This window comes from Rhodoluna sp., assembly GCF_024641065.1.
GTDB lineage: Bacteria > Actinomycetota > Actinomycetes > Actinomycetales > Microbacteriaceae > Rhodoluna.
Genome location: NZ_JAHEDV010000001.1, coordinates 12,261 through 26,625 on the forward strand (window position 1 = coordinate 12,261; position 14,365 = coordinate 26,625).

At 51.8% G+C, this 14,365-nt stretch carries 12 protein-coding genes and 1 pseudogene; 11 read left to right on the forward strand and 2 right to left on the reverse strand.

What is annotated here, in order from left to right:
- From aroH to Q0L26_RS00105, 8 genes are all read left to right on the forward strand, one after another.
- On the forward strand, nucleotides 1-363 hold the full coding sequence (gene aroH, locus Q0L26_RS00070; RefSeq protein ID WP_296645781.1) for a chorismate mutase: 363 nt from the start codon (nucleotides 1-3) through the stop codon (nucleotides 361-363).
- Complete coding sequence (locus tag Q0L26_RS00075; RefSeq protein ID WP_296645784.1) at nucleotides 360-1,433, forward strand: prephenate dehydrogenase; 1,074 nt, start codon at nucleotides 360-362, stop codon at nucleotides 1,431-1,433. The genes aroH and Q0L26_RS00075 overlap by 4 nt, the downstream gene beginning before the upstream one ends.
- Nucleotides 1,430-2,110, forward strand: coding sequence for a (d)CMP kinase (gene cmk, locus Q0L26_RS00080; RefSeq protein ID WP_296645786.1), 681 nt, complete (start codon nucleotides 1,430-1,432; stop codon nucleotides 2,108-2,110). The genes Q0L26_RS00075 and cmk overlap by 4 nt, the downstream gene beginning before the upstream one ends.
- Nucleotides 2,111-2,165: 55 nt before the next feature.
- Nucleotides 2,166-3,614 carry a ribosome biogenesis GTPase Der gene (gene der / locus Q0L26_RS00085; RefSeq protein WP_296646703.1) on the forward strand — a complete coding sequence of 483 codons (1,449 nt, stop codon included), beginning with the start codon at nucleotides 2,166-2,168 and terminating at the stop codon, nucleotides 3,612-3,614.
- 4 nt (nucleotides 3,615-3,618) lie between these two features.
- The gene (locus Q0L26_RS00090) at nucleotides 3,619-4,215 is read left to right on the forward strand and encodes a CDP-alcohol phosphatidyltransferase family protein (protein ID WP_296645790.1); all 597 of its coding nucleotides are present in this window, start codon (nucleotides 3,619-3,621) and stop codon (nucleotides 4,213-4,215) included.
- 16 nt (nucleotides 4,216-4,231) lie between these two features.
- Nucleotides 4,232-4,684 (forward strand): FHA domain-containing protein, encoded by a 453-nt coding sequence (locus tag Q0L26_RS00095; RefSeq protein WP_296645793.1) that lies wholly within the window; start codon nucleotides 4,232-4,234, stop codon nucleotides 4,682-4,684.
- On the forward strand, nucleotides 4,684-5,385 hold the full coding sequence (locus Q0L26_RS00100; RefSeq protein WP_296645795.1) for a MerR family transcriptional regulator: 702 nt from the start codon (nucleotides 4,684-4,686) through the stop codon (nucleotides 5,383-5,385). Before Q0L26_RS00095 ends, Q0L26_RS00100 begins: the two co-directional genes overlap by 1 nt.
- Nucleotides 5,386-5,498: 113 nt before the next feature.
- Complete coding sequence (locus Q0L26_RS00105; protein WP_296645797.1) at nucleotides 5,499-6,047, forward strand: MerR family transcriptional regulator; 549 nt, start codon at nucleotides 5,499-5,501, stop codon at nucleotides 6,045-6,047.
- A 314-nt stretch (nucleotides 6,048-6,361) separates the two neighbouring features.
- Here Q0L26_RS00105 and Q0L26_RS00110 read toward each other — a convergent pair.
- Nucleotides 6,362-7,120 (reverse strand): annotated as a pseudogene (locus Q0L26_RS00110) (ParA family protein); the annotation flags it as partial.
- Nucleotides 7,121-7,189: 69 nt separating this feature from the next.
- Here Q0L26_RS00110 and Q0L26_RS00115 point away from each other — a divergent pair.
- The 3 genes from Q0L26_RS00115 (at nucleotide 7,190) to def (ending at nucleotide 12,390) form a co-directional block, all read left to right on the forward strand.
- Nucleotides 7,190-10,594 (forward strand): pyruvate carboxylase, encoded by a 3,405-nt coding sequence (locus Q0L26_RS00115; protein WP_296645799.1) that lies wholly within the window; start codon nucleotides 7,190-7,192, stop codon nucleotides 10,592-10,594.
- Nucleotides 10,595-10,677: 83 nt separating this feature from the next.
- The gene (locus tag Q0L26_RS00120; protein WP_296645801.1) at nucleotides 10,678-11,886 is read left to right on the forward strand and encodes a MinD/ParA family protein; all 1,209 of its coding nucleotides are present in this window, start codon (nucleotides 10,678-10,680) and stop codon (nucleotides 11,884-11,886) included.
- Between the two features lie 6 nt (nucleotides 11,887-11,892).
- On the forward strand, nucleotides 11,893-12,390 hold the full coding sequence (gene def, locus Q0L26_RS00125; RefSeq protein WP_296645804.1) for a peptide deformylase: 498 nt from the start codon (nucleotides 11,893-11,895) through the stop codon (nucleotides 12,388-12,390).
- Here def and Q0L26_RS00130 read toward each other — a convergent pair whose 3' ends face one another.
- Nucleotides 12,391-14,217 (reverse strand): AMP-dependent synthetase/ligase, encoded by a 1,827-nt coding sequence (locus Q0L26_RS00130; protein ID WP_296645806.1) that lies wholly within the window; start codon nucleotides 14,215-14,217, stop codon nucleotides 12,391-12,393.
- Between the last annotated feature and the right edge of the window lie 148 nt (nucleotides 14,218-14,365).

Consider the following 14,365-nt stretch of genomic DNA (forward strand, 5'->3'; position numbering starts at 1 on the left):
ATGGCTATTCGCGCAATTAGAGGCGCCATCCAGCTAGACCAGGATGAGCGCGAGCACCTGCTCAAGTCAACCGCTGAACTGCTTACCAAAATGTTGCATGCAAACAGCATCGAAAATGGTCAGTTAATTTCTATTCTCTTCACAGCTTCTCCTGACATCACCAGCGAGTTTCCGGCGCTGGCTGCCCGTGAACTGGGTATGGATGACGTTCCACTCATGTGTTTTGTTGAGATGAATGTGGCTCACGCACTGCCTAGAACCATTCGCATCATGATCAATGCCGACATTGAAAAATCGCGTTCAGAAGTTCAACATGTTTACCTTCGTGGCGCAACTGCGCTAAGGGCGGATATCGCAAAGTGAGTTCTGAAATCGGTTCGGTTCGCATCGTTGGTGCGGGCCTCCTCGGAACCAGCATCGGCTTGGCTTTATCCAAGCTTGGCGTTGACGTCAGTATTGATTCGAAATCGCGTAAAAGCGTAGAACTCGCTTGCGAGTATGGTGCCGGTCGACCGGCAGTGGCGACTGACAAACCTCAGATTGTTGTGGTCTGTGTTCCACCACAGCTCACGGCAGCAAAGGTCCTAGAAGCTTTAGAGGCTTTCCCGGATGCTGTTGTCACCGACGTAGCGAGCGTTAAGGGCAGTGTCTTGAAAGAATTGACCGATTCAGGTCAGGCGATTTCTAGATATGTTGGTTCTCACCCAATGGCTGGACGTGAACGTGGCGGTGCAATCGCTGGGCGAGCCGATCTTTTTGTCGGTCGCCCTTGGGTAATCACGAGCACTCCTAATACGAATTCTGAAGCGGCCGAGTCTATCCGTGCGCTCGCTTTGACACTGGGTGCGGCACCGGTTGATGCCACCACTGAACAGCACGACAGGGCGGTTGCTCTTGTCTCGCATGCGCCGCAATTGATTTCTAGCCTGCTTGCTTCACGCTTGGTCGATGCTGAAGACGCTGATCTTGCGCTAGCAGGGCAGGGCCTTAGAGACACCACACGAATTGCGGCTAGCGACGGTCAGCTTTGGAAACAGATTATTGCTGCCAATGCTGAACAGATTTTGCCGGTGCTTGAGAATTTCGCCGAAGATCTTGTTTCGCTATTGAATGCTCTGGCAAATGCAGACGAACAAATCGACGAGATTCTAGAAGTAATTACCGAGGGCAATTTGGGGGTTTCGCGCATTCCTGGAAAGCACGGCGGTAAGCACGCTGATTATGCACAGGTTGTCGTCATGGTAGACGACAAGCCGGGCGAGCTTGCCCGACTGCTTACCGAAGTAGGACAAATCGGAATCAACCTTGAAGAGCTAAAACTTGAACACTCGCCAAGTGCCCAAATTGGTTTAGTCGAACTTTATGTTTTGCCATCGGCTGAGTCGAAACTGATTGATGATCTAGTTTTGCGTGGTTGGAGAATCGCGGGTTGAGTAAATTCATCTTGGCCGTCGACGGCCCAGCAGGTTCAGGAAAGTCAAGCGTCAGCAAAGAAGTAGCCCGACGCCTAAATTTTGGCTACCTTGACACCGGTGCCGCTTATCGGGCGCTTGCTTGGGCGGTTTTAAACCTTCCTGATTTCAATCTTGAAACCTTAAATTCAGCAAATCTGATGAAAACTTTTGACTACGAGATTTCACTTAATCCGGATGAGTTCTGGGTAAAAGTTGGTGGGCAAGACGTCACAGTGGCAATTCGTTCTTCTGAAGTAGCCGAATTCGTCAGTCAGGTGGCAAGAATTCCTGAGGTACGCGGCTTCATGAAAGAGCTGACCCACAAGCTGATAAATGAGTCCAAGCTCAATGGAGTAGTGGTTGAAGGGCGTGACATAACCACTGTGGTTGCGCCAGAGGCGGAATTAAGAATTCTCATGACAGCCAGCGAAGAGGTTAGACTTAAACGACGTTCGGCAGAGCTTGATAAGGCAACTGTTGAGAGCGTCATGCGTCAAGTGTCAGAACGAGACGCCAGCGACTCTAAAGTCGTTGACTTTATGACACCAGCTCCTGGTGTCCAACTAGTGGATTCAACTGATCTCAACTTCAATCAGACGGTTTCAGCCGTGCTGTCTTTGGTCGACCAGGTGAGTTCTAAGGAATCTAATGATTGATGAAGAATTTGGCGACGTGCCTGCGAACCCTGAGTTCGTAGAACGTTTGCAAGCCATGAGCACCGATGAAGAGAACAACCGTGTTCGCGTTTTGCGATCAGGGCTTGAAGACTACGACCTTGATGACGAAGACTTCAGCGTCATTGACACCGAGCTTGACCTGGATGAGGGCCCTCGCTACCTTCCTGCCCTCCCAGTGTTGGCCATCGTTGGTCGACCAAACGTGGGTAAATCAGCTCTGGTCAACCGAATTCTCGGTCGCCGCGAGGCTGTTGTAGAAGACAAGCCGGGTGTTACTCGTGACCGCATTTCTTATAAAGCTGAGTGGAACGACAGAAAGTTCACCCTGGTTGACACCGGTGGCTGGGAGCCTGATGCCAAAGGCATCGACCGCTCGGTAGCCCTTCAGGCAGAAATTGCAGTCGAACTTGCTGACGCAGTCTTGTTTGTTGTCGACGCCATGGTTGGCGCTACGAGCACAGACGAGCGCGTTGTAAAAATGCTTCGAGCCTCTGGAAAACCAGTAGTTCTCATCGGAAACAAGATTGACGATGCTCGCCAGGAACCAGAAGTTGCTTCACTGTGGAGCCTCGGACTCGGCGAGCCTTGGCCAGTTTCAGCACTTCATGGTCGAGGCGTGGCTGACATGCTCGACGCTGCGATGGCAGTGTTGCCAAAAGTCTCAGCGGTTGCCAAAGAAGAGTTCGGTGGCCCTCGTCGCGTAGCGCTGATCGGCCGACCTAATGTTGGCAAGTCATCGCTTCTAAACAAAGCAGTGGGCTCAGAACGAGCCGTGGTCAACGATCTCGCTGGAACCACCCGTGACCCGATCGATGAGCAGGTCGAACTTGGTGGCAAAATCTGGCGCTTTGTTGACACAGCTGGTATTCGACGTCGCGTTCACCTAACCACTGGTGCAGACTTCTATGCATCGCTTCGCACTGCTGCAGCTCTTGAACGCGCTGAAGTAGCTGTGGTCTTGTTCGACGTAACTCAGCCAATCAGTGAAGCCGATATTCGCATTGTCGATATGGCGCTTGAATCTGGTCGAGCATTGGTTCTCGCTTTCAACAAATGGGATGAACTTGACGACGAACGTCGCCGCTATCTCGAGCGTGAAATCGAGCAAGACCTGGCGCACGTTGATTGGGCGCCACGAGTTAACATCTCGGCCAAGACTGGTCGTCACCTAGAAAAGTTGGTTCCGGCGCTTGAAGTTGCCTTGGACTCATGGGATCAGCGCATTGCCACTGGCAAGCTGAATGCCTTTGTTCAAGAGCTGGCTATGGAAACTCCGCACCCAGTTCGCGGTGGCAAGCAGCCTCGAATCCTATTCGCAACTCAGGCAAGCAGCCGTCCGCCAAAGTTTGTTCTCTTCACCACCGGGTTCTTGGATGCCGGTTACCGTCGATTCATTCAGCGCCGCCTTCGTGAGACTTACGGTTTCGAAGGCACGCCAATTGAAGTTGGCATGCGCGTGAGAGAGAAGCGCAAGCGTTCATAAAAACATGTCTATTCAATCGGGGTTATCAATGAGGCAGCAGTTTGCAACACTGCCTAACTTGCTGAGCCTTCTTCGTTTGGCGCTTGTTCCGGTTTTTTTGATTCAGTTAATATCGCGCCATTTCGAAATTGCCATCCTGGTTTTGGCATTGGCAAGTCTCACCGATTATCTGGATGGGTACTTCGCAAGAAAATGGAACCAGGTAACGCGCTTGGGGCAGTTGCTCGACCCAGCAGCCGATCGACTTTATATTTTCTCCACGCTGGTTGGGCTTGCTATAGCAGGCATCATCCCTGTTTGGCTGACCTTGGTAATCATCGGCCGTGATTTGATGTTGGCGATTGTTTATCCGGTGCTTGCAACCCACGGATACGGTCCGCTTCCGGTGCATTATCTGGGTAAGGTTGCGACCTTCTCGTTGCTCTACGCGTTCCCGCTTTTGCTCATGGCTGAGATCTGGGAGGCAGTGGCTTGGCTATTGCCACTTGCCTGGGCGTTTGCGCTTTGGGGCGTTGGTTTGTACTGGTGGGCTGGCTACGTTTACGTGCGCCAAGCTATTCAAGTTGTCAGAAATGACCGAGAGAATATTCCAGTAATCTAGTCGGGAGGAGACAAGAATGAATTTTGCAGAATCGGGCTTTGGGGGCTCGCCAGATGAAGTGCAGTCAACCCTTCGTTTCAACGACGACCTAATTGCAGATCTTGGTCCTCAGGTCAGCAGCGAGGCTGCAGCAGCTATTGCGGCTCTGCCATCTGGTTCGGCGCTACTTATCGTAAAACGCGGCCCTGATGAGGGTTCTAGATTCTTGCTTGACCAAGATCGAACCACTGTTGGGCGTCACCCGAATGCAGATATCTTCTTGGATGACGTAACTGTTTCTCGCCGTCACTCAGAATTCATTCGCAACGGCAAGGGTTTTCGTGTTGTAGACCTCGGGTCGCTAAACGGAACTTATTACCAAGGTGCCCGTATCGACATCGCCGACCTCGAGGACGGCTCAGAGGTACAGGTAGGTAAGTTCCGTATGACTTACTACGCATCAAGATCAGATCTTCCGCAGGTTAGCTAATGGCTCAGCCCGCAACAACGAATCTTTTTGCGGCCAGACCGGTAAAGCTTTACAACATCGGTCATGTGCTGTCAGTTCTAAGCCCGAATTTTCCAGACTTGACCCCTTCAAAACTTCGCTTTCTTGAAGAGCAGGGTTTGGTCTCTCCGCAGCGCACGGCTTCGGGTTATCGTAAATTCACAGACCTTGATGTCGAGCGAATTCAGATCATTCTTGAGTTGCAGCGTGACCAATACCTACCGCTCAAGGTAATTCGTACTTACCTTGCCGATTTAGACGCCGGTAAACAACCGAGCCTTCCGAGTGGCCAGGTCAACAGCCAGCATTTGCGTCAAGGGCGCTTGAAGAAGTTCAGCCGCATTGAACTAATTGCTGAAACTGCCATTACCGACGCTCTAATTGCAGAAGCCCAGGATGTCTCGCTGCTTGGGCAAGAACCCTTTGACGGCTCAGAGGTAGAGATAGCAAAGGCAATCATGCACCTGCAGCGCTTCGGAATTGCACCTCGTCACCTTCGCGGTCTAAAGGCATCTGCCGATCGCGAAATCGGAATCATCGAGGGCGTAGTTGCCCCAGTGCTTAGCAAAAATGACACCGCAAGTCGTTCAAGAGCGGCTCACTACGCAGCTGAAATCGAGAATCAGTTTGCGTCAATTCGATCTGAAATTATTCGGTCGGTAATTGGCAAATTCGACGCCTAAATCCGCGTCATATCTGGCGACACGCCGAAGGTCTTAATTAACAGAGCTAAGTGTCAAAACAGGGCAAGAATTAAACCTGTACTTGAACGTTAGAAAATCTGAGAGGAGCCTGGATGTCTGACCAAGAATCTGGCACTCAGATTGACTATTCGCAAAACATGCTGTTCACCGACGGTTTGCCATCGAGCGACCCAAAGGTTGGATATCGTGGAACTTCTGCGGCTTCTGCCTGCGGCATCAGCTATCGCCAGTTGGATTACTGGGACCGTACCGGTCTAGTTCAGCCAAGCGTGCGGGGTGCTGCTGGTTCTGGTAGCCAACGCCTTTATGCATTCCGCGACATCTTGGTTCTAAAGCTTGTTAAGCGCCTGCTAGACACTGGTGTTTCTCTGCAGCAGATTCGTATCGCTGTAGACCAGCTTCGCGCCGCTGGAATCAATGACTTGGCCGAGATCACCTTGATGTCTGACGGTGCTCGCGTTTACCTCTGCACAACTCAAGACGAAGTGATGGACCTTCTAGGTCGCGGTCAAGGTGTATTTGGAATTGCCGTTGGACGTGTGCTTCGCGAGGTTGAGGCCAGCTTGGTCAACATGAAAGAAAACCACATTGACGACCTCGATGAGCTGGCAGCTCGTCGACAGGTTCGCAAGGCTGTTTAGTCGCCTAGTTGCTCATTTTTGAGCTGCTCAAATTGACTGCGCAGTTGCGCAAAAGCATCGTCTGAGTTTTCAAGTGATTCTTTATCCATTGAATCAATATCAGATTGTTCTGTGATGTCTATGTCAACGGCTGACTCTGATTCTGGGTTTACCAGCGGAACATAAGCCTGAGCTGGTTCAGACCCCTCGATCTGAGTGGCAGTTGCCAAGACTTTCTCAAGACTTTGGCCTCTTCTAATTCTTGAAAGCGCGTTTTTCTTTTCAGATTTTCCGGAGCGCTTGCCAATCGAGTCGCTAAATGAGTCAAGAGCAGCTTCAAGAACCTGGTCGAAAACCTGTGCCGTTTCGGCGGCGATATCGCCTGGCCAGGTGTGAATCGGGCGAGCAGCACCTTGAGCTTGCTGAATAGTGGCTCGTTCTTCAAGGCGAACTTTCAGTAAGTTTTCGCCAAACATGTCCGAAAGTTCATTGGCGCGGAACTCGTGTTCTTTTGACTTTGGTCGAAGTCGGTTGATAACTACACCGAGTGCCTGAAGACGCGGGGTAAGGCCTCGGCGAAGCTCATCAATTGCACGCATGGCGCGTTCGGCTGCCACCACAGAAAAGATCGAAGGCTCAGAAACAATCAAAACGCGGTCACTGGCAACCCAGGCGGTTCGGGTCAAGCCGTTGATTGAAGGGGGAGTGTCGATAATTACCAAGTCGTATTCATCTTCGACGCGACTTAGAGCTTCTTCGAGTTTCCAAACATCACGGATGGTTGGATTCGGGGTGTCAAAGTTGAGCGCCTTCGGGCTGCCTAACATTACATCTATGTGACCAGACCGAACTTTGCCCCAACTACTCGATACGATTGACTGGTGCACAATGTTGTGCCGAGGGCTTTGGAGAACATCGGCAACGGTTTTTCTGAATTCCCCGATGGCGCCTAGGCCTGTAGACGCATCGCACTGAGGATCAAGGTCAACGACCAAGGTTCTGAGACCGCGGGCAAAAGCAGCAGAAGCTAGACCAAGAGAAACGGTGGTCTTGCCGACGCCTCCCTTTAGGGAGCTAACGCTAAGTACATGCACATAAATAGGCTACCTTTTTATTTAGAGCGCCATGCATCCATGTTCGCTAATACGACGCTTGAGGAACCAATGTTCAAGAAGATTCTGGTCGCCAACCGAGGCGAAATTGCGGTACGTGCTTTTCGTGCTGCCTATGAGCTCGGAGCGAAGACTGTTGCTGTTTTCCCTTATGAAGACCGCAACTCTACTCACCGTCTAAAAGCTGACGAGGCTTATCAGATTGGAACAGTAGGCCACCCGGTTCGTGCCTACCTCGATGTATCTGAAATTATCCGTGTGGCACTTGAATCAGGTGCTGACGCAATTTACCCGGGATACGGTTTTCTTTCAGAGAACCCAGAGCTTGCTGAGGCTGCCAAAGCTAACGGCATCACCTTCATTGGTCCATCATCAGACGTACTAGAGATGGCCGGTAACAAGGTAATCGCCAAAGAGGCAGCCATTCGTGCCGGCGTCCCTGTTCTCAAATCTTCACCATCATCATCAGATGTTGACGAGTTGCTTGGCCACGCTGAAGAAATTGGTTTTCCGATCTTCGTAAAGGCCGTTGCTGGTGGTGGCGGTCGCGGAATGCGTCGCGTGGCTGCACAGGCAGATTTGCGCGCAGCGCTGGTTGAAGCGTCTCGTGAAGCCGAGAGCGCGTTTGGCGACCCTCGCGTATTCCTTGAGCAGGCAGTCATTCGCCCGCGTCACATTGAAGTTCAGATACTTGCCGACACCCACGGCAATGTTGTTCACCTGTTCGAGCGCGACTGCTCAATTCAGCGACGTAACCAGAAGGTTGTCGAGATTGCGCCTGCGCCGCTAATCGATGAAGAACTGCGCCAAACCCTTTATCGCGATGCCGTGTCATTCGCACAGCAGATCGGCTACCAGAATGCCGGTACCGTCGAGTTTCTAATCGACACAGTTGGCGCAAACGCTGGCAAGCACGTATTCATCGAGATGAACCCTCGCATTCAGGTTGAGCACACTGTTACCGAAGAAATCACGGATGTCGACCTCGTGCAGAGCCAGATGCGCATCGCATCGGGAGAGAGCTTGCCTGAGCTTGGCCTTACCCAGGACAAGATTCAGATGCACGGTTTCGCCGTTCAGTGTCGAATCACCACCGAAGACCCATCGCAGGGATTCCGCCCAGACACCGGCAAGATCACCACTTACCGCTCACCTGGTGGTGCTGGTATCCGTCTGGATGGCGGAACAGTTTCAACCGGTGCCGAGGTAAGCCCTCACTTTGACTCAATGCTGGTAAAGATGATTGCTACTGGTCGCGACTTCAAATCAGCTGTGACCCGCGCCAAGCGTGCGCTCGCCGAATTCCGCATCCGTGGTGTTTCTACCAACATTGCATTCATGCAGGCAGTGCTTGCCGACCCAATTTTTGAGACCGGTGATCTAAGCACCTCGTTCATCGACGAGCACCCTGAGCTATTCACTGCCAAGCCTTCCCAAGACCGAGGCACCAAGATTTTGTCGTGGTTGGCCGATGTAACGGTAAACCAGCCGAATGGACCACGTGCCGGTCATGTGACTCCGAACCTGAAGTTGCCAAAGATTGACCTTTCGGTGCCAGCCCCAGCGGGGTCGCGCCAGCGATTGCTAGAACTTGGTCCTGCAGGCTTTGCCAAGGCGCTCCGTAACCAGAGCACCGTCGCAATCACCGAAACTACTTTCCGCGATGCGCACCAGTCACTTTTGGCTACACGTGTGCGCGGTCGTGACCTGGTTCAGGTTGCACCTCACGTGGCACGCCTAACCCCGCAGTTGCTCTCAGTTGAAGCCTGGGGTGGCGCCACTTATGACGTAGCCCTTCGCTTTTTGGGCGAAGACCCTTGGCAGCGTCTAGCGGCATTGCGAGAGGCTATGCCAAACCTTTGTATTCAGATGTTGCTTCGTGGCCGAAACACCGTTGGTTACACGCCGTATCCGACTGAGGTTACCGAAGCGTTCGTGGCCGAGGCTGCTGCAACCGGTGTAGACATCTTCCGTATCTTTGACGCATTGAACGATGTTGACCAGATGAAGCCGGCAATTGATGCAGTGTTGAAGACTGGCACCGCTGTAGCTGAAGTTGCACTTTGCTACACCGCTGACCTTCTTGATCCAGAAGAGAAGCTTTACACCCTGGATTACTACCTGAACCTAGCTGAGCAAATTGTTGCCGCTGGTGCCCACATCATCGCTATCAAGGACATGGCTGGTCTTTTGCGCCCAGCCGCCGCTGAGAAGCTTGTGAAGGCCCTGCGTGAACGCTTTGACCTTCCGGTTCACCTTCACACTCACGACACCGCTGGTGGCCAGCTGGCGACTCTGATGGCGGCAATTGGTGTCGGTGTTGACGCTGTTGACGTTGCCTCTGCTCCTATGGCTGGAACAACCAGCCAGCCATCAATGTCTGCTCTAGTTGCCGCACTTGCTCACACCGAACGCGACAGTGGCATTCCACTGGCAGCCGTTGCCGAACTAGAGCCATACTGGGAGGCTGTTCGCAAGGTTTACGCGCCGTTTGAGTCAGGTTTGCCAGGCCCAACCGGTCGTGTCTATCACCACGAGATTCCGGGTGGTCAGCTTTCAAACCTTCGCCAGCAGGCAATTGCGCTTGGCTTGGGTGACCAGTTTGAAAAAGTTGAGAACATGTATGCCTCTGCCAATGAAATCTTGGGTCGTCCAACCAAGGTGACTCCGTCATCGAAGGTTGTTGGCGACTTGGCGCTTCACCTGGTGGCAGTAAATGCTGATCCAGCAGATTTTGCTGAAAACCCACAAAACTACGATGTTCCAGACTCAGTTGTCGGCTTTATGGCTGGCGAGCTTGGCGACCTGCCGGGTGGATGGCCAGAGCCATTCCGCACCAAGGTACTTCAGGGTAAGAATCTAAAGTTTGGTATTACTCCGGTGAATGCCGAAGATCTTGCAGCCCTTCAGGGTGAAAGTTCAGCTTTGCGCCGTTCGACTCTGAACCGACTTTTGTTCCCAGCCCCAACGGCTGAGTTCTTGAAGTCACAGGAATCTTTCGGCAACCTCGATCAGATCGACACCGTTGATTACCTCTACGGGCTTGAAGCCGGTGCAGAGCACGTGGTTCAGATTGGCAAGGGTGTTCAGATCTATGTTGGTCTCGAAGCCATCGGTACTCCAGATGCCAAGGGTTTCCGCACAGTTATGGCGACCCTAAATGGCCAGTTGCGCCCAATCAACATTCGTGACCGTAAGGTTGCCGTTGATGCTGTTCAGGCTGAGAAAGCTGATGCAGCGAACCTCGGTCATGTGGCTGCACCATTTGCGGGTGTCGTGACTCTTTCAGTTGTTGAGGGCACCCATGTTGAGGTTGGGCAGCCGGTTGCAACCATTGAAGCTATGAAGATGGAAGCCACCATTACAGCCAGTGCGTCAGGAACGGTCAAGCGTTTGGCTGTTTCAAAGACTCAGGCAGTAGATGCTGGCGACCTAATTTTGGTTGTCGAAGCTTAGAAAAATTCGCTCGAGTTTTAGCAAGTCGGTAGACTAGCAAGGCTCGCATGTTCGTTTGTGCGCTCAAAAACTAGGAGTTTGATTTGTCATTTTCAGGAAATAAGCCAGAAGACGGTCTAGGAGATTTCTTGGCTCCGCGCTCGGCTGAAGATGAGCAAACTGAACGCACTCACTCACTGGCTGAGATTGCAGTTGATGCTGGTTCGATCGATGTAACCCCGAGTACTTCGTCTATTGAGATCGTGACTGAAGAACCAAAATTCACTCGCGAAGTTGAAGTAGTTGACCCAAACGCCACCCGACGTTCAAATTATTCGCGTCGTGACAGTCTTCGTGGCGAGATTTTCGATCAGCCAGAACCTGCCGCCATGTTGACCGCAGAGCGACTTATCGACGTTTCAGCTCGAAACCGCCCGGCACCAGAATCTGGTCTGCGCCGATTTATCTATTTCTTGACCTTAAAAACCATCAACCTAGGCGACTCGCTTAAGGTTCGTGAACGCAAGGCCGTTGACGCGCGAATTGGCGCTGTGCTTGAAGGTGGCGCGCGCTTTGTGCCGGTTCTTACTCGTAAGGGTGGCGTTGGCAAGACCACTGTGAGCACGCTTCTAGGTATGGCCTTGGCTCTGTCTCGCGAAGACCGAGTTATTGCAATTGACGCAAACCCTGACCGCGGTACTTTGGCGGAGCGAGTGAGCAAGTCAACCCGCTTCACTGTTCGTGACGTAGTGAACCGAGCGGCTGCAATTGATGGTTTCACCGACTTTTCGACAATGGTTTCACGCGATGCAACCCGCTTGGATGTTCTTGCTTCAGACTCTGACCCAATGCTTTCAGAAGCATTCGACGAGGGTGATTACAACGTTGTTGCTGACATGGCGGCTCGTTACTACTCAATTGTCTTGACTGACTGCGGTACTGGTATCGTTCACTCGGTTATGCGCCCGACCCTTCAGCGAGCAAACGGTCTAGTTATTGTTTCTGGGGGTTCAGTTGACGAAGCGCGCCTTGCTTCTGAGACTCTTACCTGGCTTGAGGCAAATGGCTATGGTGACTTGGTTCGCAACTCAATCGTGGCTCTCAACACTGCAACCCAGGCAACTCAACTGGTGAAACTTGATGAGATTGAACAGCATTTCAAGACTCGTGTTCGCAACGTTGTGAGAATCCCTTATGACCCAGCTCTTGCTGCCGGCTCAGTAATCAAGTTCAAAGACCTGAAGAAGGGCACCCAAGAGGCAGCTCGTGAGCTTGCCGCACTTGTTGTAGATGCACTTAACAGCCCTAGCTAAATAATCGTGGCAGTAAGAGAAATTCGCCTGTTCGGCGACCCTGTACTCAAGACGGTTTCAGATCCAGTTCAAGTAATTGACGACAAGATCAAAGCTCTGATTGCTGACCTACTCGAAACCACTCAATTGCCTGGCCGCGCTGGAGTAGCTGCACCTCAAATTGGCGTGAACATCCGAGCATTTAGCTACAACGTGAACGGAAAAGTCGGGTACCTAATTAACCCCGAAATTACCGAACTAAGTGGTGAGAAAATCTTGGTAGACGAAGGGTGCTTGTCAGTTCCAGGTCTGTGGCACAGGACCCCAAGATTTCAATTCGCTAGAGCAGTAGGCATCGACCTAGATGGAAACAAAGTCGAACTCAGCGGCAATGGCTTGATGGCTCAGGCTTTGCAGCACGAATGCGACCACCTCGACGGATTGGTTTACCTTGACAGGCTAGAGCCTGAAGAGCGTCGCTCGGCTATGAAGAACCTTCGCGCTACCGATTGGTTCTTGAAGTGACTAGATCGCTTTAGTCTCTGAGGTTGCCGGCCCTGAGTTATAAATCTCATCGAGGGCTGGGCCAAAGTCACGCATCACAGACTCTCGTTTAATTTTTAGCGACGGAGTCAAGTGCCCTGAATCTTCGTTTAGTTCACGATCTAGAACGATGAATTTTCTAATCGACTCGGCTTTCGAGAAATTTTTGTTCGCTCGATCAATTGCGGTCTGAATTTCAGCCAACACTGCCGGTTCTTTAGCGGCTTGGGCAATGGTCATAGATTTGTCTAATCCGTGGTTGCTAAGCCAAATCGGAAGCATGTCGGCATCGAGCGAGACCAGCGCGGCCACGAATGGTTTTTGGTCGCCAACTACAACTACTTGACCGATAAGCGGGTTCGCTCGAATCGGGTCTTCCAGCAGTGTGGGAGCAACATTTTTGCCACCTGCAGTCACGATCAATTCTTTCTTTCGGCCAGTGATGCTCAAGAAACCATCTTCATCAAGTTCACCGATGTCTCCGGTTTTGAACCACTCGCCATCCATCGCTGCTGCGGTGGCCTCAGGGTTTCGCCAATAACCTCGCATGATGTTGATGCCGCGGAGCCAAATCTCGCCATCCTCGGCAATTTTGATTCCAGTGCCCGGTAGCATTCGACCCACCTTGCCGATTTTGAGGTTGTGTGGTCGGCCGATAATGGCAGGGGCAGTAGTTTCGGTTAGTCCGTAACCCTCGAGTACGACCAAGCCAATTGCTCTGAAGAAGTGACCCAGACGAGGACCTAGAGGTGCACCACCAGAAACCGCGTAGCGAACCTTGCCACCCATGGCTGCACGGAGCTTTTTGTATACCAGCACGTCAAATAGCTTGTGCTGAATTTTGAGGCCGAGCGACGGCCCCTTAGGGGTGTCTAGAGCCTTGGAATAAGCAATGGCTGTATACGCGGCCTTGCGGAATATCTTGCCCTTGCCGGCAGCCTCAGCCTTTTGCTCAGCCGAGTTGTAGACCTTTTCGAAAACACGAGGTACTGCCAAAAGAAAATCTGGCTTGAAGCTAACCATCGCTTCGCCGACATTGCGTGAGTCAGGTTGGTGCCCTACTCGAACACCACCGTGCACACAAAGCACCTCGATGAATCTTGCGAATACGTGAGCCAGTGGAATGAACAAAAGTGTGCTGTGTTTCGGGTTTACAACTTCGGCCAGGTCAAGAGTTGCGTTTTTGCTCAACTCAACGAATCCGCGATGGGTTAGTTCGCAGCCCTTTGGGCGACCGGTGGTGCCCGACGTGTAAATAATTGTGGCGAGGTCAGACAACTTGGATGACTTGCGGCGGGTCTGAATGGTCGCGTCATCGACAGTTTTACCAAGTTGCTTGATTTTGTCGATGTCACCACCCTCGATGGTCCATGAAAGACGGCACAGGGGAGTGTGGCTCTTGATTTCTTCAAATCGAGCAAGGATTTCTTCGGTTTCACCGAAAAATGCGACGCAGTCAGAGTCAGAAAGAATCCACTCAATCTGGCTTGGTGCTGAAGATTCATAAACCGGCACTGGAATTGCGCCTGCGTACCAGATAGCAAAATCAAGAACAGTCCACTCGTATCGAGTGCGACTCATAATTGCTACGGTTTGACCGGCCTGAATGCCAGCAGCAATAAGGCCTTTGGCCACCGAAACTACTTCAGCTTGAAAGTCTGCCGCCGAAACATTAGTCCAGGTGCCGGGAGTAAGTTCTCGCGCGTAAAGTGCGTGATTTGGAGTTTGCGAAGCACGATTTGCTAAGAGATCAGTGATGTTCTCAGTTTCATCGGAAACGATTAGCGGGGCTACGTCGTAAGTCTTCATTGGCTCTCCCGAGGTAAAGGCATTTTGATAACTCTACTTGCCTTTAGCCCCAATTTTCGCGGGTTTTTCTTCTCAAAATTGGTTGGTGTGACAGGTAAACTTGAACGATTGTCAAACTGCGTCAGTGAAGAATCGGCGCCAAGTAACA